Source organism: Microcoleus sp. Pol1C5 (genome assembly GCF_036701115.1).
Lineage (GTDB): Bacteria > Cyanobacteriota > Cyanobacteriia > Cyanobacteriales > Microcoleaceae > Microcoleus.
The window spans coordinates 13744-31836 of sequence record NZ_JAUBQE010000020.1 but is presented as its reverse complement, the minus strand read 5'-3'; the positions used below and the strand labels follow the sequence as shown (position 1 = coordinate 31836).

At 45.7% G+C, this 18093-nt stretch carries 20 protein-coding genes; 15 read left to right on the top strand and 5 right to left on the bottom strand.

All coding sequences use genetic code 11. From position 1 onward, the window contains the following. Positions 1–152 precede the first annotated feature (152 nt). On the bottom strand, positions 153–854 hold the full coding sequence (gene rpe, locus QUA23_RS13080) for a ribulose-phosphate 3-epimerase (RefSeq protein ID WP_015179568.1): 702 nt from the start codon (positions 852–854) through the stop codon (positions 153–155). Between the two features lie 245 nt (positions 855–1099). Between rpe and QUA23_RS13075 the strand changes: the two genes are divergently transcribed. From QUA23_RS13075 to QUA23_RS13065, 3 genes are all read left to right on the top strand, one after another. Next, positions 1100–1474: a hypothetical protein gene (locus QUA23_RS13075; RefSeq protein WP_333076384.1), complete on the top strand. Its 375-nt coding sequence runs from the start codon at positions 1100–1102 to the stop codon at positions 1472–1474. Positions 1475–1578: 104 nt separating this feature from the next. Beyond that, complete coding sequence (locus QUA23_RS13070; RefSeq protein WP_333076383.1) at positions 1579–2994, top strand: LCP family protein; 1416 nt, start codon at positions 1579–1581, stop codon at positions 2992–2994. Positions 2995–3214: 220 nt separating this feature from the next. Further along, positions 3215–3643, top strand: a complete 429-nt coding sequence (locus QUA23_RS13065; RefSeq protein WP_333076382.1) for a DUF202 domain-containing protein — start codon at positions 3215–3217, stop codon at positions 3641–3643. A 155-nt stretch (positions 3644–3798) separates the two neighbouring features. On the opposite strand, the gene QUA23_RS13060 is transcribed toward QUA23_RS13065, so the two are convergent. Then, entirely contained in the window at positions 3799–4221 is a 423-nt protein-coding gene (locus QUA23_RS13060) for a DUF2809 domain-containing protein (protein WP_333076381.1), read from the bottom strand. Positions 4222–4299: 78 nt separating this feature from the next. Here QUA23_RS13060 and QUA23_RS13055 point away from each other — a divergent pair, with 78 nt between their 5' ends. Then, positions 4300–4941, top strand: a complete 642-nt coding sequence (locus tag QUA23_RS13055) for a ceramidase domain-containing protein (RefSeq protein WP_333076380.1) — start codon at positions 4300–4302, stop codon at positions 4939–4941. Between the two features lie 66 nt (positions 4942–5007). Here QUA23_RS13055 and QUA23_RS13050 read toward each other — a convergent pair whose 3' ends face one another. Together QUA23_RS13050 and QUA23_RS13045 are read right to left on the bottom strand one after the other, a co-directional pair. Further along, positions 5008–6630 (bottom strand): ATP-binding protein, encoded by a 1623-nt coding sequence (locus tag QUA23_RS13050; protein ID WP_333076379.1) that lies wholly within the window; start codon positions 6628–6630, stop codon positions 5008–5010. Beyond that, a complete protein-coding gene (locus QUA23_RS13045; protein ID WP_333076378.1) occupies positions 6627–7310 on the bottom strand; it encodes a response regulator transcription factor in 684 nt (227 codons plus the stop codon). Before QUA23_RS13045 ends, QUA23_RS13050 begins: the two co-directional genes overlap by 4 nt. A 143-nt stretch (positions 7311–7453) precedes the next feature. Between QUA23_RS13045 and QUA23_RS13040 the strand changes: the two genes are divergently transcribed. Both QUA23_RS13040 and QUA23_RS13035 read left to right on the top strand, forming a co-directional pair. Continuing rightward, positions 7454–7864 carry a hypothetical protein gene (locus tag QUA23_RS13040; RefSeq protein WP_333076377.1) on the top strand — a complete coding sequence of 137 codons (411 nt, stop codon included), beginning with the start codon at positions 7454–7456 and terminating at the stop codon, positions 7862–7864. A gap of 158 nt (positions 7865–8022) precedes the next feature. Then, positions 8023–8973 carry a hypothetical protein gene (locus QUA23_RS13035; protein ID WP_333076376.1) on the top strand — a complete coding sequence of 317 codons (951 nt, stop codon included), beginning with the start codon at positions 8023–8025 and terminating at the stop codon, positions 8971–8973. 84 nt (positions 8974–9057) lie between these two features. Here QUA23_RS13035 and QUA23_RS13030 read toward each other — a convergent pair whose 3' ends face one another. Further along, positions 9058–9972 carry an alpha/beta fold hydrolase gene (locus QUA23_RS13030; RefSeq protein WP_333076375.1) on the bottom strand — a complete coding sequence of 305 codons (915 nt, stop codon included), beginning with the start codon at positions 9970–9972 and terminating at the stop codon, positions 9058–9060. A 255-nt stretch (positions 9973–10227) separates the two neighbouring features. Here QUA23_RS13030 and speB point away from each other — a divergent pair, with 255 nt between their 5' ends. From speB to QUA23_RS12985, 9 genes are all read left to right on the top strand, one after another. Further along, entirely contained in the window at positions 10228–11157 is a 930-nt protein-coding gene (gene speB, locus QUA23_RS13025) for an agmatinase (protein WP_333076374.1), read from the top strand. A gap of 133 nt (positions 11158–11290) precedes the next feature. After that, positions 11291–11848 carry a thioredoxin family protein gene (locus QUA23_RS13020; protein WP_333076373.1) on the top strand — a complete coding sequence of 186 codons (558 nt, stop codon included), beginning with the start codon at positions 11291–11293 and terminating at the stop codon, positions 11846–11848. A gap of 179 nt (positions 11849–12027) precedes the next feature. Continuing rightward, on the top strand, positions 12028–12834 hold the full coding sequence (modA, locus tag QUA23_RS13015; protein ID WP_333076372.1) for a molybdate ABC transporter substrate-binding protein: 807 nt from the start codon (positions 12028–12030) through the stop codon (positions 12832–12834). A gap of 70 nt (positions 12835–12904) precedes the next feature. Further along, positions 12905–14725 carry a molybdate ABC transporter permease subunit gene (gene modB / locus QUA23_RS13010; RefSeq protein WP_333076371.1) on the top strand — a complete coding sequence of 607 codons (1821 nt, stop codon included), beginning with the start codon at positions 12905–12907 and terminating at the stop codon, positions 14723–14725. A 90-nt stretch (positions 14726–14815) separates the two neighbouring features. Further along, positions 14816–15214, top strand: coding sequence for a peptide-methionine (R)-S-oxide reductase MsrB (msrB, locus tag QUA23_RS13005; protein WP_333076370.1), 399 nt, complete (start codon positions 14816–14818; stop codon positions 15212–15214). Positions 15215–15489: 275 nt separating this feature from the next. Then, positions 15490–16218: a UMP kinase gene (pyrH, locus tag QUA23_RS13000; protein WP_333076369.1), complete on the top strand. Its 729-nt coding sequence runs from the start codon at positions 15490–15492 to the stop codon at positions 16216–16218. Beyond that, entirely contained in the window at positions 16205–16753 is a 549-nt protein-coding gene (gene frr / locus QUA23_RS12995; protein WP_333076368.1) for a ribosome recycling factor, read from the top strand. Before pyrH ends, frr begins: the two co-directional genes overlap by 14 nt. Positions 16754–17058: 305 nt before the next feature. Further along, positions 17059–17283 (top strand): hypothetical protein, encoded by a 225-nt coding sequence (locus tag QUA23_RS12990; RefSeq protein ID WP_333076367.1) that lies wholly within the window; start codon positions 17059–17061, stop codon positions 17281–17283. Between the two features lie 318 nt (positions 17284–17601). After that, positions 17602–18054 carry an NADAR family protein gene (locus QUA23_RS12985; protein ID WP_333076366.1) on the top strand — a complete coding sequence of 151 codons (453 nt, stop codon included), beginning with the start codon at positions 17602–17604 and terminating at the stop codon, positions 18052–18054. Positions 18055–18093 lie beyond the last annotated feature (39 nt).

The following is an 18093-nucleotide window of genomic DNA, read 5'->3' as shown; positions in this document are numbered from 1 at the left end:
ATCGGCTTACTTATTAAGTCAGGCGATCTAATCATAATAAGTTTGTAGTGAGGTTCAGTCCTTTCTTAAATCTTTGAGCCAATAAGGACTAAAGTCATCACTACAAACCACTTTGATTGTGGGTAATTCGCCGGACAAGATCGAATTTTTGATTAAACAGCCGCCAACTCAGGAGTCGGGCGCTTGCTGTGGCGGATACCCTCGATCGCCGCTGCGTAATCATTCGCCTTAAACACAGCAGAACCAGCGACGATCGCATTTGCGCCCGCTTCCAGAACCTGCCAAGTATTGTTCCCCTTCAAACCGCCATCCACCTCAATCCAAGGATCGAGGCCCTTGTCGTCGCACATTTTGCGTAACTGGCGAATTTTCGGCAAAACAGCCGGGATAAAACTTTGACCGCCAAAGCCCGGATTGACGCTCATAATCAGCACCAAATCGCAAAGTTCCAGCACGTATTCGATCAACTCCAAAGGCGTAGAAGGATTCAGAACCACACCAGCCATTTTGCCCAATTCCCGAATTTGGCCGAGGGTGCGGTGCAAGTGAGGGGAAGCATTATGCTCGGCGTGAACCGAAATAATGTCAGCACCAGCCTTAGCGAAGTCCTCGACGTACTTCTCCGGCTCCACAATCATCAAGTGGACATCGATCACCTTGGTAGTAACCGGGCGAATTGCCTCAACAATCAGCGGCCCGATAGTAATATTAGGAACAAAGCGACCGTCCATCACATCTACGTGAATCCAGTCAGCCCCAGCTCGATCGACCGCCTGAATCTCTTCTCCAAGACGGCTAAAATCGGCTGATAATATGGATGGAGCAATAACAATTGATTTTTGGGATTGGGTCATGGCTAAGTCTGTTCTCCTGTCTGCTGTGCTGTATCCAGTTTATCAAAATACGGGTCTCCGGGTCGAAAAGTTGCCAACGATCGGTCGCGAGATTGGGAGGGGAGAAAAATTTTACCTCTGACAGACAAGTTTGGCGATCGCGCACCAGCCCGGATCTCCGAATTTTGGTTTAGGATATAAATTTTGCCTCTAACAAATAACTTGTGTGCAAAATCCGACCTTCTGCAAATTTTGAGTAGCGAATTATGAAAAATACAGATCCCTTAGAAAATCCTGAACTCGATCGTGCCAGTCTGTTTGTATTAATGATCCCAGTCATCGGCTTTTTCCCGGCCCTGTGGACTCTTTACCGCCGTCAGGGCAGCCCCGAACGCAAAGCCGTCAGCCGCTTGGCAATTGCCCTTGCTTTTAGTTGGCTCTTAGGACATATTCTTTTAGAAGCTGGAGCGATTTCTGCGGAATCTCCGACACTTCCCATGTTATTAATGAGTAGCCTGCTAACAACCAGCTATTTCGTCGTTGCTCTGGGACTGATGGTTCGCCTCTGGAAGCGTCAACCGCTATGGTTGCCCGGAATTAGTCGCGTAGCCGAGCAAGTAGTAGGCAAACATTTATCATAATTTAGGGTTCTTTTAAGCCCCTACCCTATTGATTGATTGCGTCTTCAGCTTGATACTACATATTGCCATTATCTTTTTTATTTTTGTTGTGTGTGAGGAAGCCAGTGCCAGCTCAAAAAATTCCTAATCAAGACCCTATCCAACAATCAACTGCTCAACCTGCAACCAAAAAAGCTTCCCAGCCCCATCGAGGCCGCTGGCTGGGTTTTGGTTTTGGTTTGGCTGGAGTAGCAATGCTCTCAGCCACCGCCGGAGCGTTGCTAGCCGTCTCCCTTTCTACAACGCCGCTTCAGCAACAAAAGTTGAGCCCTGAAGAAGCGGCGGTGTTTTCTCAAGGCGACATGGCAAAGCTCAGCATGAAGATGCCGGAGCTGACTCGGCCAGTTAATATTTTAGTTTTAGGACTTAAAGTTCTGACCTCTGACATCGAAGGAAGTGTCAACAAAAATGTCGGACACGAGGTTTGGGAAAACTCATTTAAGGGCTTAACCGATACCATGCTGTTGGTTAGGTTTGACCCTCAAAATAAAAAGTTAAGCGTGCTTTCCATTCCGCGAGACACCCGTACCTATGTTGAAGGCAGGGGCGAGGTAAAAATCAACGAAGCTAATTACTACGGTGGCCCGGCTTCGTCAGCGAAGTCAGTCAGTGGACTCCTGGGCGGTGTGGGAATTGACCGCTATGTCACAGTTAATATTCATGGAATAAAAAGTTTGGTAGATGCCCTTGGTGGCATTACTATTAATGTCCCTAAAGACATGAAGTATACCGATGAAAGCCAGCATTTATATATAGATTTAAAGGCCGGCAAGCAGAAACTAAACGGCGAACAAATCGTGCAATATTTGCTTTACCGCCACGACGATTTGGGCGACATCGGGCGGGTGCAGCGCCAACAATTGTTGATGCGGGCTTTTGTGGAACAGGAAGTAAATGTAGGCTTGCTGTCTCGACTACCGAAGATTTTATCGGTGATTCAGTCTCACCTTGACACCAATTTGAGTATAGAAGAATTGGTAGCTTTGGCTGGTTTTGCTACTCAAACCGATCGCGCTGGCGTGCAGATGTTGATGGTTCCCGGTAAATTTAGCGATGCTAAGGACTACAAGTCAAGTTTTTGGTTGCCAGACCAATATGCCATCGAAACTCTGGTGGCAGAACATTTTGACTTCGGCCAAAATACTTGGCAAATTGAGAATGCTGATTCGACTTTTCTGAATGTGGCGATTCAAGATAGTACCGGAGATCAATCGGCTGTTGAAGCTTTTGTCAATACTCTGACTCAAGCCGGTTATCGGAATGTTCAGGTTTATAAAGCTTGGCCCGAACCGCTGGAGGTAACTACTCTAGTAGCTCAACAGGGCGATATTAAAGGTGCTCAAGCGATTCGCCAGTTTTTGGGTTTTGGAGATGTGCTGGTGGAGAGTACCGGTTCTTTGCAGTCGGATGTGACAATCAGATTGGGTCAGGATTGGTTGGATAAAAAGGCTCAGTCCGGCGGGGCGGCTAAGTCTTTTTAAACTGGATTTTAACTGGGGTATTTGTAGGGACACAGCATTGCTGTGTCCTCTTCTTTTGTGTTGATAGAGATGGAGGCTATCGCTTTTTTGTCGATTTACTGATACTATCTTTTTTGGTGATGATGGATCGCGATCGCAATACCGATACTTCCCTCCCCAATCTAAACTGAAACAATAATCAACGAGGGAAAGCTTAAGATATTTTATAAAGGTAGAGTTGATGCACAAGAGTCCTAAAATAGACCGACAGCGAGAACATCAGGCAAATGAACGCACGTTTCTTGCATGGTTACGAACTTCACTCGCTTTAATTGGTTTTGGGTTTGCCATCAGTCGGTTCAGTTTATTTCTCCGTCAATTTCAAGCTACAGTGACTCAGCAAGAAGTTTCCTCCCCTCCCTTCTTCAACTCAGAAACTTTAGGGCTGAGTCTGGTCGTTTTGGGGATTGCGGTGATTGCCTTAGCAGCATGGCGTTATAATCGAGTTTTCTGGCAAATTGAGCGAGGTGATTATCGCCCAAATCGTGTGCTAGTTTGGATACTGACTGGAACTGTGATGATTTTAGGAACGTTAAGCATTCCGTTGTTGCTATGGCGCGATCGCGGAAATATAGCTCCCACTTCAACTCCTAAAAACTCTCAATTCTAAGTTAACGCGATCGCCCCTAGCTAAAGTTAAAATAACCGCAACATATCATCAAGCTTTTGTGCATCTAGATTGTCTATAGCGTTCGAGAGATGGGGAGAGGAGTTGACCATTTTGGATTTTTTCAGAGAAATATTACAATTTAAATGCAGTACAACTTACAAGCGGAAGCAAGTGAAATGAAGCCATCGCACCCACAACCAACCTAAAAAACTCCCCACAAAATAAGAGATAAAATCTGACCAAGTAAAGTGATTTCCCAAAATCAGCCTTCCGGGTAAAGTAGCTCGCATCGCTTGTAAAAACGGAGGTGTCCACAGTTGGAGAAACTCTACTCCGCAGGTAGCTAGACACACAGCTACAGCCGCTCTAATTTGCGAAAATCGTGGCAATATCAGAACTACCACCAAAATCCAAAATACCTCATAAGCTATGCTCCCAAAAGAGTCGTTGAACCATTCCGGTGCCGGGCCGCGAGAAAATCTCACTGCGTAACCTAAAGGGATAATCACGATTATACTGATGAGCAGGGCAATTCGATATTTTAAAAAACGGCGATCGGGAGATATGGGGGAAGTCATTAAGTTTGAGACAGGTTTTTTCCTCAATTTTACGCTTTTGCTGTAGTATGGATTCTACTCCCAGAACAGTGACATGAGATGAATAATTACATCGATCTTTACTGCGAACGTATGATGCCTGGTTTATGGAGTGAACCACTAAATGCTGTATCTAATATTTCTTTTCTCATTGCAGCAGGGGCTATTTTTCAATTGGCTCGGCGACAGCAACAAGTACCCACCGGTATTTGGATATTGATTACTTTAGCCACCAGTATTGGTATTGGAAGTGCCCTATTTCATACATTTGCGACACAATGGGCGAGATTACTAGATGTGATTCCTATTATGATTTTTCAGCTTGCGTTTTTATGGCTCTATAGCCGTCAAGTTGTTAGGATGAAATATGGATATGCAGGAGGATTGCTCGTAGGATTTTTCTGGGTCAGCAACTTCAGCAATAAATTTACAAATGTTCTCAACGGTTCTCTCTCTTATGCTCCTGCATTTTTAGTGTTACTAGGGCTTGGAGTATATCACTATCAACAGCAAAAGCGTGAGCCAATTGTTCTATTAGCAGCATCAGGGGTATTCCTGTTAGCCCTTACATTCCGCACTCTAGATCAGGAAATTTGTCGTTACTTTTCAACTGGCACTCATTTTATTTGGCATCTTTGTAATGGTATTTTGCTGTACTTATCAGCAAGAGCATTAATCCTAAACAGACCTATGATTGACTAGGGAACTCTTAACTTTAAAACTCAGAATTAGCCCAGGTCTTAGCCAAGCTGCTTGACGGCTATAAGGTTAATCGCGATCGCCCACAGGTAAACTCAGTATAAACCCTGTTTGACCAAGTATTGCAGCATCTAGTTTGATATCGCCGCCGTGGGCCCGTGCAATTTCCCTTGCTAAACTTAGCCCCAATCCCGATCCTTCGATTTTTTGGATCTGAGTGGAGTCACCCCGATGGAATCGCTCGAAAATACGATCGCGCTCGCTCAAAGAAATATCCTGAGAACTATTGACAATTTTGACAATTACTTTTTTTCCCTGACAGTTAGCCTGTAACCTGAGCCAACCCTTCGGTAAATTATATTTAATCGCATTACCAACCAGATTTTGCAAAACCTGCACCAGCAAATCGCGATCGCCCTTGATATATAAATTAGGACCAATTGCCATTTGTACCTCTAAATGCGGTGCTAGCAGTTCCATATCTTCGGCAATTTCCGATAGTAAAGCCGACATATTCACCTCAACCAAATGTAAACCCATACGTCCGGCATCGGCTAGAGAAAGTAAGAGAAGTTTACGGGTTATTTCATTTAAACGGCGCACTTCATCCAATAAATTACTCAGCGTTTGCTGCACCTCAGAACCCGATTCAACTTGATGCAAAGCCCGTTCTAGTTGACCTTGCAAAATTGCCAGCGGAGTCTTTAATTCGTGGGCAGCATCTCCACTAAAACGAGAAGCTTGTTTAAAACTTCGCTCTAGACGTTCTAACATCTGATTGAACACAAAAATTAATTCTATAAACTCTATATCCGTTGCTCCGTAAGGGACGCGCCGATCTAGCCCCTGTACGGTAACATTCCCGATCGCCATCGTGAGGCGCCCAATTGGATACAGAATACTCCGCGATATGACCCACGCTCCACTCGCCACCAGTAAAAGCACTACGGGAATAGAAATTAGAAAGATATTACGAATCAATTCCATTTCCCCATCGATAGCTTGCAAGTTAACGGCAATGGCTGCTTGACTATAAGGAGAATTAATCGCGCCGACACGCCAAATTGCGGTGGTAGTACGTTGGGTTGCTAGCTTAGCTTTGGGCAATTGAGGAGGATGAAGTGAATTGGATGGCGGCCGATCGAATGGGGAGCGATCCTGTGGAGGTCGATCGAATGGCGGCAGATTGTGTGGAGGGCGATCGTGTGGAGGTCGATCGTGTGGAGGTCGATCGAATGGGGGTCTGCTTTCGGGCGGTGGAAATAAATTGAGGCGATCCGGAGGTGGTGGATCTAGTGGATTTGGTCGGGGGGGAGGTTCTGATTCAAAATCTATTATGTCAGGATTACCAGGGTGTAGCGGCAACGATCGCCAGATAGAATTCGCATCAAGTCCATCTTGCCACTGGCTCGATTTGTAGATTAAATTACCATCTCTTTGAGCCACTAGCAAAGCGACGGTGGTTTCCCCATTCATGCCCAAAAGTGATGGCAAAGAATCAGTATAAGCATCCCATTCGGGCGATCGCGGGCGGGTAGCGTGGATTAACTGAGTTTCTATTCCAGCATCAAGACGCTTGACTTTAGCATCGTAAATCAACCACCACGAAACAACACCAAAGCCAATCAGAGCAATACTTGCGAGTACAGAAGATGATAGAGCAATGCGAAAGCGGAAAGATTGGAGTTTCATGATGGTGAATCTGGTTTGCGAAACCGATAGCCAACGCCCCGCACACTCTCAACCCATCCCATACCGCCGATAGGTTCAATTTTCTTGCGAATGCGTTGAATACATACATCTACTACATTGGTGTTTGGGTTGAAATCATAGCCCCAGATATGTTCGAGGATTTGCGTGCGGGTGAGTACCCGCCCAGGCGATCGCATCAGATATTCCAATAGATTAAACTCCCGGGTTGTCAGTTCGACTTTATGACGATCGCAGGTAACTTCTCGGAGAATGCGATCGAGCTTAACGGGGCCAACACTCAGAATATTTTGCCCACTGCCCGAAGCACGCCGCACTACAGCATAAATCCGAGCAACTAACTCCTCAACAAAAAACGGTTTAGCCAAATAGTCATCAGCACCCAGATGCAACCCTTCAATGCGATCGTCTAGTTCATTGCGAGCAGTTAATAAAATTACAGGTACGTTGCGTCCAGCCTTTCGCAAATGTTTGAGAATAGATAATCCATCTTTTCCCGGCAATACAATATCAAGCACGATCGCATCGTACTCATTATCCATCGCCCGCCCATAGCCATCATTGCCATTATCGCAATAATCCACAACAAAGCCTTGTTCTTTCAAGCCCATACAAACAAAATTGGCGATTTTTTCTTCATCTTCAACGTATAGAACATTCATAGATTTACCTATCCGGTTGCGATTATACGGCTATCAGAGATTTACTTAAATTACAAAACTGTAATCCATCCGCACTGTTGCAGGTAATGTTTGGGGAATTTGATGTATTTATAAACATTTTTAGGTCGGCGATCGTAACTCTCATGAAAATTACTTCACTGCTCGCATTACCTGCTACAGCCTTGCTGCTGGGATTTAGCAGCTTGAGTTTCCCCGATCGGGCTACAGCTAATTCTAATACTGTACTAGCCCAGAGCCAGCCCGAACCCAGTCAAGAGCGCAGACGCCCGCCCCGCATAGATTTTGCTGCTGCTGCCAAACAATTAGGAGTCACCGAAGCCGAGCTAATCGAAGCTTTGGGCCTACCCGCTAAACCGCCGGAACCACCAAGTGAAAATAATAGCCCGCCCAGCCCACCGCCCCGTCCTCGTTTAGATATTCCCGGTGCAGCGAAAAAGTTGGGAGTCACCGAAGCAGAGTTGATTAAAATTCTGGGCATTCCACCGCGTCCACCCGGCGATCGTAATGTACCTCAAAATTCAGAAAAACGCTAATTTCTTCACATTACAAAACTGTAATCCTAGGACAGGGATAAATGTCATATTCCACCAGCTTAATGATTGTAGCGACTAACTCAAAGGGCGATCGATAATTCATTTCTTTAGCCTGACAACTGCTTCAAACTTAGAAAAATAATCCGGGTAATTACATCATGCCACAACTATTTCCTAATTCAATCAATGCACTTGGCAATCCTCCCCAAAATCAAGGCGCAGCGGGCAACCAACCTCCTCAAAATCAGACCGAAGCGGACAACCAACCTCCCCAAAATCAGGGGGCACAACTTACGAATGCTGCTTTACCTCCCCAAAACCAAACTCCACCCCCTCCGCCAGCTAACAGTATTAGCACCACAGCAGGAAACGACAATATTACCGGAGATAGTTTAGATAACTTCATCCTCGGTAGTAGTGGCACTGATACCATAATTGGAGGATCAGGCACAGATACAATTAGCTATCTTTCCCTCGGCAGCGCCATTACCATTAAGGCTAAGGGTATTGTAGATAAAGGCGCAGCCGGTACAGATACCATGCAAAATATAGAACAAATAATTGCTCCTTTGCGACAGACTAATACCATCGATGCTTCTACAGGTAGTGGCACAGCTTCTATGGATGTGGATTTGTCGCAGAATCGTATGGCGGTTAACAATCTACCCGGTATCGGCACTCTGAATTTTACTGTAGAGAATTTCGTTAATGTCACAGGTACTCCCAATGTAGATGTGCTTACCGGAAACATCCAAGACAATTATTTAGTAGGAGGAGATGGTAGCGATATACTCTCAGGTTTGCGCGGCAATGATACCCTGATTGGAGTAAATCCATTGAGTGCTACACCGGGAAGCAATGAAACCGATGTGCTGATTGGGGGTCGAGGTAGAGATGTTTTTGTTCTCGGTGATGCCACCAAGACATACTATAGTGGAACAGGATTTGCATCGATTCCATATTTTCAGCAGGGAATCGATCGCATTCAGTTACGTGGGAGTCTCTCTGACTACAATATTGTTGGTAACTCCATCAATTTGGCTGGTACGTCTGACCAAATTGCTGTAATTCAAGGCCCGTTTACCCCTGAGAGTTTCATATTCGTGTAAAATATCGACTTTTAGAACCCCGACTTCGCAGAAGTGGTCGGGGTTCTGGTATTATGTTTTTTTACAAATAACCAATAAAATCAACTAATTTTTTGCAAATGCCGATCGCTCTTTAATCCAATCGAGTAAAATAGGATTGACCAATTCCGGCGCTTCATCTTGCGGGCAGTGCCCCACTCCCTCCAAAGGAATAAACTTTTCAACAGCCGGAAACTTTGCCAATTCTCGCCCCAATGCGATCGGCTCCCAAGGGTCATCTGTCCCCCACAAAATCAAAGCAGGACAGCTTAAACGAGGCAACAAATCCTCCGGTAGCGGGCCTTGAGAATAACTGATAAATGCTACAAATACTTCGACTGCGCCGCTGTCTTTAGCAGGTTCCAGCAGCATATTTACCAGTTCGTCGCTGACAGCTTCAGGACGGCGATAAGCTTGCAAAAGCACTTTTTTTACTGTTTTTGGCGTTGCTAATTGTTTAAAAAATAATTGACTTATCCATTTGACATTTAAAACTTTTTGTGCAATTGGCGCTCCAAAACTGCGATACCAAGGCAATTCGGCGCGTTTGCGATCGTGCAGCAACCGCAGGGAACAATTGAGTAAAATTACGCCAGAAGCAATATCGGGAAAATCCACAGCGGCTTGCATAATTGCCACACAGCCGATCGAATTTCCGACCAAAAAAGCCGGCCCGCCCGCAACTTCCCGACAAAAATCAGCAATTAGCTGTCCCCAAGTTTCAAAAGTATAGTCAATCTCAAGCTTGGGCGCGGGTTTAGCAGAACCGCCAAAACCGATGAGGTCGATGGCATAACAGCGACAATCAGCAGCCAGCGCCGGCAAATTCTTGCGCCAGTGACCCCAAGACGCACCGAAACCGTGAACAAACACCACCGCAGGCCCCTGCGAACCCGCAGCCTGGTAGCAAATGGGAAAGCCTTTCCACAGCCAAGTTTGAGGTGCAACAGCAGTTGACGAAGTGGGAGTAGAAGATGTCATGCGATTTTAGATTTTAGATTTTAGATTTTAGATTTTAGATGAATGCAAGGCTGCAAAGAACTCAAGTCAATACTACAAACCGTATCGCAATTCGAGGCAACCGCTAGGACATAAATCCCAAACCCTCTTCCCTCCTCCCTCTGCGCCCTCTGCGCCCTCTGCGGTTAATTCCTCTTCCTTCTTCCTTTGCAGTTAGAGCCGATATTATGTCACGATTAAACCTGCTGACTTCTTTGCTGTATTAAAATTTCCCTTATGCCAACGATCGTTTCCACTGCTGTCGTACCGTTTCTGGGGTCAGAAATCGTACCAGACTACGACACCGCCAAAGTAGTTATCTTACCAATTCCCTACGAAGCTACCACCACTTACCGCCGGGGGTGCGAAAACGGGCCCGCTAAACTTCTAGAAGCTTCTCATCAACTCGAGTGCTACGACGAAGAATTGGACTCCGAAGTTTGCTACGATGTCGGAATTTATACAAAAGAGCCGATCGCCGATACCCGCAACAGGCAACCAGTTTCATCCTCAGAAATGCTGCGAGTAACCCAAGCCGCAGTGCACCAGCTAGTTACCGAAAATAAATTTGTCATCTCCCTCGGAGGCGAACACAGCATCACTGCAGGCGTTGTCGAAGGTTATCGCCAAGCATACCCAAACGAACCTTTCACAGTCGTGCAAATCGACGCCCACGGAGACTTGCGGCACGAGTACGAAGGCTCGATTCACAACCACGCCTGCGTGATGCGGCGTATTGTCGATATGGGCTTACCGACACTGCAAATCGGGATTCGCGCTATCTGCAAAGAAGAAGCAGACTTGATTAAAGCAAAACAGCTAAACGTGATTCGAGCTCGCGAAATCGCTACTCAACCGGATTGGGCCGATCGGGCAATTGCCAGCATAACAACTAAGCGAGTATTTTTGACGATCGACTTAGACGGCATCGATCCGACTTTAATTCCAGGGGTGGGAACACCCGAACCGGGCGGGTTAAATTGGTATTCCCTCACCGGATTTTTGCGCCGCATCTTCGAGTCCTACGAAGTAATCGGGTGTGACATTATGGAATTAGCACCTATTGTAGATTCTGTAGTCTCAGAATTTACCGCCGCCAAATTAGCATACAAACTTATTGGATACCAAGCTCTGGCTCAAGGTTGGCTAAAGCCAGACGAGGAATAAATCGCGAAGTACGAATCACAATAGGCTGTTGGCAAGGCTAGAATTAAGCTAAAGCCAAACAACAGCCAATTTTATTCGTGCTGACAGTTTCATCTTTCATGCTGGCAAATACTGCTCTTCACCTCCTGAAAACATGAGTTTACTAATCGATACAACCGGTACTCCCATTAACGGCTACGCTCCCGATTTTGAACTGCCGGGAGTGGACGAAGAAGTTCACCATTTAGCTCGATATTTAGAAAAGTTTCGGGCAATCGCGGTGATATTTATGTGCAATCATTGCCCTTACGTGCAGTTGTATCTCAATCGTATGAAAGAACTTCAAGCAGATTTTCAAGATCGAGATGTTACTTTAATCGGGATTAATGCTAATGATGCAAACCAGTATCCCGACGACAGTTTTGAGAACATGAAAATTTTTTCCGCCAATAATCAACTCAACTTCCCCTACATCCGGGATGTTGCTCAAGATGTAGCTGAAAGTTTTGGGGCTTCTAAAACGCCGGAGGTTTTTTTGTTAGACCAAGACGGCAAACTGCGCTATAAAGGTTTAATTGACGACAACGCTGACGATCCGGCGGCGGTGCAGGTTTCTTATCTGCGGAGTGCGATCGACCAATTGCTCAACAGTCAACCCGTTGAGCCTTCAACTACAGAGGCGATAGGCTGTTCCGTCAAATGGCGAGCATAGGCAGATTTAAAATTAACGTTCCGGCAGTAATTATTAACTGGTTCCCTGGCTGTGCCTGGGAACCTATTTCCAGAGGCTCTGCCTCGTCAAAAAATGAAGGCAAATTGGAGGTACAGCCTCCGAATCTGCTTTACCAGGCAGAGCCTGGTAAGGAGTAAAAAGATTCAAAACAATTTTCTGTGAACTTAAAAAGTAGACCTATTCCCAACTTAATTCTCGCAGTCGCCTTCATGCTAGCACTGCTGATTAGTTGGAACTTATTTAATAACTTTTCCTCAGTCGATACGCCGCAGCGCACCTCATTAAACGTATCGGCTGCTATCAGTCTATCGAAACCTTTAGAGGAAATCAAAGCTGTTTATCAAAGCAGTAATCCGAATTTTACTATTACTTATAATTTTGGTGGTTCCGGTGCTCTAGAACAGCAAATTCAGCAAGGCGCTCCGGTAGATGTATTTTTCAGCGCCGCCACCAACCCAATGGATGCTTTGCAGCAATCCAACCTGCTAATTAACGACACGCGCCGCAATTTGCTGACAAATCGCCTAGTTTTGATTGCTCCCAAAAACGGTTTTGCTTTGAGCGATTTCAAACAGTTGACAGATGCCAGAATCAAGAAAATTGCGATCGGCGAACCGAAAAGCGTACCTGTGGGCCAATACGCTCAGGAAATGTTAACTAAGCTTGGATTGTGGCAGCAAATCCAGCCAAAATTAGTGCTAGGAAATAACGTCCGCCAAGTGCTGACATTCGTCGAAAGCGGTAACGTTGATGCTGGCATAGTTTATGCGACTGACGCCACAGCCTCCGACAAAGTAACTGTGCTGCTAACGGCTGCCGAAAATTTGCACTCGCCCATTGTTTATCCGCTGGCAGTTATTAAAAACAGCCGCAATCCCGCTGCCGCAAAAGCGTTGGTTGACTTTTTGGCGGGCGATCGCGCTAAAATAGTATTTCAGAAATACGGATTTGGCATAGTTAGATAACTAACTAATTATGGATTTTTTACCGCTGATGAAAGCAGATAAGCGCTGATTAACGCAGATGTATTTATAGATGGAATTTGATATTTCTCCGCTCTGGATATCTCTAAAATCCTCCGCTATTGCGACATTTATCACCTTTTTTCTGGGAATAGCGGCCGCCCGGTGGATGCTTTCAACTCGCATCAGAGGTAAAGCTTTGATTGAAGGCATTTTAATTTCTCCCTTAGTTTTGCCGCCGACAGTAGTGGGATTTTTGCTGCTGCTGCTGTTTGGGAGAAATGGGGCGATCGGGCAATTTTTGCTACAATTCGACTTAACTATAATTTTCACTTGGCAAGCCGCCGCCATTACTGCCACAGTTGTATCATTTCCCCTCATGTACAAAACTGCTTTGGGAGCTTTTGAGCAAATTGATGCCAATCTTCTCAATGCAGCCCGCACTTTGGGAGCATCGGAGTGGGAAGTCTTTTGGCGCATTATGTTGCCCCTAGCATGGCCGGGAATTTTAGCAGGAACTATTCTCGCATTTGCTCGCGCTTTGGGTGAATTCGGCGCGACGCTGATGTTAGCGGGGAATATTCCCGGACAAACTCAAACTATCCCGATGGCAATTTATTTTGCTGTGGAAGCAGGGGATATGAGGCAAGCTGCTATTTGGGTTTTGATTATTCTGAGTATTTCTTTGAGCGTGCTAACTGCTGTTAATTTTTGGACGGATTTACAAAGGATATCGCCCAAACCAAATTCGAGTCAAAAACTGGAATCTAATTTTCCCAAAGCTGCCTCTTCTTCTACCACAAATTACCTAACAAAACCACCGGAAAGCGGACTTTGTTTAAACATTTTTAAACCTCTCTCATGCTTTGCCTTGGATGTTGGCTTTGATATCGGCCCGGAAGTGCTGGGAATTTTGGGCGCGTCGGGTTCTGGTAAGAGCATGACTCTGCGCTGCATCGCCGGTTTGGAAACTCCTAGGAGCGGTAAAATTGCAGTCAATGGCAGGGTTTTATTTGACTCAGCACAGGGCATTAATGTAGCTTCTAAAGACCGCCGCATCGGTTTTTTGTTTCAAAACTATGCTTTATTTCCTCACCTGAGTGTTGCTCAAAATATTGCGTTTGGCTTGCAGCATTTATCTGAAAGCGAGCAAAAAATTCGGGTAAAAGAACAACTAATTTCGGTGCAAATGTCGGGACTGGAAAACCGTTACCCGCACGAACTTTCGGGGGGCCAACAGCAGCGGGTGGCTTTGGCTAGGGCGATCGCCCCTTCTCCCGATTTGCTGCTGTTAGACGAACCGTTTTCTGCTTTGGATACTCACTTACGCAGTCAACTGGAAGGGGAGTTAATGCAGACTCTGGCTAATTATCGGGGAATTACTTTGTTTGTCAGCCACAATTTAGAGGAAGTTTACCGGGTGTGCAAAAATCTTTTGGTATTGGCCGAGGGAAGGCCGATCGCCTTTGATACCAAAGAGAACATTTTCGATCGCCCCCCCAACTTCACTGTCGCCCAGTTGACGGGCTGCAAGAATTTCTCAGCAGCTAAACCGATCGCAGAAACTCTCGTGGAGGCGATCGACTGGGGCTGTACTCTGACTGTAGTCGAACCAATTCCCAAATCTCTAGTTTCTGTGGGAATTCGGGCTCATCAACTGATTTTTGTTAGCGGGTGCGATCGTGAAAATACTTTTGCTTGTTGGATCGCCTCAACTGTGGAAAGTCCGCACCGGGTGACATTATATCTCAAATTGCACTCGCCTCCCAATGATTCCCAAGATTATCACTTGCAAGCCGAAGTTTTCAAGGAAAACTGGAGGCCTATTAAGGACAATCATTTTCCCTGGTATGTTCATTTCGAGCCAATTAGGTTAATATTAATGGAAGCCTAAGTTAACTAGGAATATACAGTTAACCGTCAACACTCAACAGTTAACCGTCAACACTCAACAGCTAAATACATCTTAACCAAACATAAAATCATGCCTGAACAAGTTAAAAAAACCGACGCAGAATGGCAACAACAACTCACGCCAGAACAGTTTAAAGTCACGCGCAAAAAAGGAACAGAAAGAGCTTTTAGCGGCGAATATCACGACAACAAAAAAAACGGAATTTATAAGTGTATTTGCTGCGGCACAGAGCTATTTAAATCAGAAACAAAGTTCGATTCCGGTACCGGTTGGCCGAGTTTCTACGCTCCCGTTAGCGAAGAAAATGTCAAGTGCGAGTCGGATAATACCTTGTTTATGCGCCGAACAGAGGTACTGTGCGCTGTTTGCGACGCTCATCTCGGTCACGTATTTAACGACGGGCCCAAACCTACTGGTCAGCGTTACTGCATGAATTCTGCTGCTCTTAATTTCGTCCCCAAGGATTGATTCTTTTAGGGGCTAGCTAGAAGCCCAACCCCTACTCCCCACAAAAAATCAATCCCTTTGTGGAACAGGCATCTTGCCTGTTCACCTAGCATTCACTGAGAAAAAATCAATCCGGTTGTGGAACAGGCATCTTGCCTGTTCACCTAGCAGCCCACGCCACAAACAAATTCTCTTGCAGCACAACCAGGATGCCTGTTCTGGGTAATTGATGTTCAAAATGCACCCGTACTGCTATCTTATGGTGGAGGCAAAAAGAGTAAAAAAATAGTGGCGGCATGGGGATGGTTTATCAGCGAGTTTTGCTGAAGCTCAGCGGTGAAGCGCTTATGGGTAGCTTGGGCTACGGCATCGATCCGATAGTCGTTCAGTCGATCGCCCAGGAAGTGGCCAAAGTCGTGTCGCAAGGCATTCAAATCGCGATTGTTGTCGGTGGCGGCAACATTTTTCGCGGCGTGAAAGCTGCTTCGGCAGGGATGGATCGGGCAACGGCTGATTATGTGGGCATGATTGCGACGGTGATGAATGCTATCACTTTGCAGGATGCCCTGGAACAAGCAGGAGTGCCAACGAGGGTGCAATCGGCGATCGCCATGCAAGAAGTAGCTGAACCCTACATCCGGCGGCGGGCAATTCGCCACCTCGAAAAAAAACGAGTAGTGATTTTTGGTGCCGGTTCTGGCAATCCTTTTTTTACTACTGATACTACAGCCGCTTTGCGGGCGGCTGAAATTGATGCAGAGGTGATTTTTAAAGCTACTAAGGTAGATGGGGTGTACGATTCCGACCCCCACCTCAACCCCAACGCGCGCAGGTATCAAACCCTCACCTATGCCCACGTCTTGAATCAAGATTTGCGGGTGATGGACAGTACGGCGATCGCCCTTTGCAAAGAAAATAATATTCCTATTATGGTATTTGACCTCTCGGTGTCGGGCAACATCTACCGAGCTGTAATGGGAGAATCTATTGGAACTCTTGTCGGAGGTTTTTGTGAAGTTAGCTGACGCAGAAGATCATATGCAAAAGGCAGTTGAGGCTACTCAACGGTCTTTTAATACTATTCGGACGGGACGGGCCAACGCCTCTCTCCTCGATCGAGTCATGGTAGACTACTACGGCTCTCCAACTCCGATCAAATCCCTTGCCAACATCGGCACCCCGGATGCGACTACGATCACCATTCAACCGTTCGATCGCACAGCGCTCAACTCGATCGAAAAAGCAATTTCCCTGTCCGATGTAGGACTCGTTCCCAACAACGACGGTTCAGTTATTCGCTTGAACATTCCGCCGCTGACGAGCGACAGACGCCAAGAATTTGTCAAAATGGCCGGGAAGTTTGCTGAAGAAGGTAAAGTTGCAATTCGCAATATCCGCCGCGATGCCGTTGACTCGATTCGCAAGCAGGAAAAAAGCAGCGATATCTCTAAAGATGAATCCCGCGACTTGCAAGATAAAATTCAAAAGCTGACGGACAAGTACATTGCCAAAATAGAAGAAGTTCTGGCAGCGAAAGAGAAAGATATCACGACTGTTTAGGGAATGGGAAATTGGGCAGGGGGAATAGGAATAGTTTTGAGATTGCCGAGATCCGGCCGCGAACAACGAGCACAGGCTTAATGATTTGTCAGTTGTGAGTTAAAAACTCAAGATTTAACACTCATTAACTTACCAATTCCTCCTGCCCCATGACCAATCACCCATTACCAGTTGTCCGGTGAAGGAATTCGTCCTGACATTGTTAGCGGATTTAAGGCTGCTGAGGCGATCGATCGAGCTCTTGGGGTGCCGACAACGCTAAGGAGCCGTACACTCAATCGATCGCCCAAGAATGCAACACTGATATGGTTTGGGTCAGTCGCTTGGCCAGAGCCTTCTATCAGTTTACAGGAACTGCTTATAGAGCGGGCGTCAAATTTCCGAGGCCTACTCAGTTGATGAGCAAAACTTTCTGTGGCGAACTGCTTGATGCCGCTCTCGCTAACCGCGCTTTTAAAAAGCTGATGCCGTTTTGGGAGGAAGGAAGAGGGAATAATAAATATTCTTACATCCCCATTGCTTATTCTTGATTTCCAATTCTTAATCGTTAACTTAAAAATAGGCATTACGCACTATTCGTCAGAAAGCCAGTTGATTCCTAGATTTTTCGTTCCTTAACCCGATTTTTTTCCAATAAACTCGCTTCAAAAGCGTAAATGCTATTTTAAATAAAGTCGATACGAGGATTTGTTAATACAAGCCCCGCGCTGCTTATAGAATCAATCTCAAATACTCTTGGAGGCAAAAAGTGGTTTTACACGTTACTAAGAGCGCGGTAAGGTGCTTGAGGCGCACCCTAAATAATTACATTCTACTTACATTCTGTAAAATATAAAATCTCAAATCTAATGATAATTTATTTTTATAAAGTAGAGGAGCCTTACGGCTGCTTTTCTAATTTTTCACTACACGACATTTCTCTGCACGGTCAATATTGGTTGACTGTGGAACATTACTATCAAGCTCAAAAATTTGTCAGCACGGATAAAAGATTAGTCGCGGCGATTCAAGCCGTAGCAACTCCTCAAGAAGCCGCTAAATTAGGTCGCGATCCCAACCACCGGATTCGCGCTGATTGGGAAGCCGTGAAAATTCCCATTATGCGCGAAGCAGTTTTAACTAAGTTTCTCACTCATACAGACATTCAAGCGATTCTCCTCGCCACAGGGGATCGAGTGATTGTTGAGGATTCGCCAACGGATTACTACTGGGGGTGTGGCTGCGATCGAACCGGTCAAAATAATTTGGGTAAAATTCTGATGAGCGTGCGCCAAGAAATTAGTCAGCGCCTTGCGCGCTGATAGAAACTCAAATTCTTTAGTTAATTATCATTATATGAA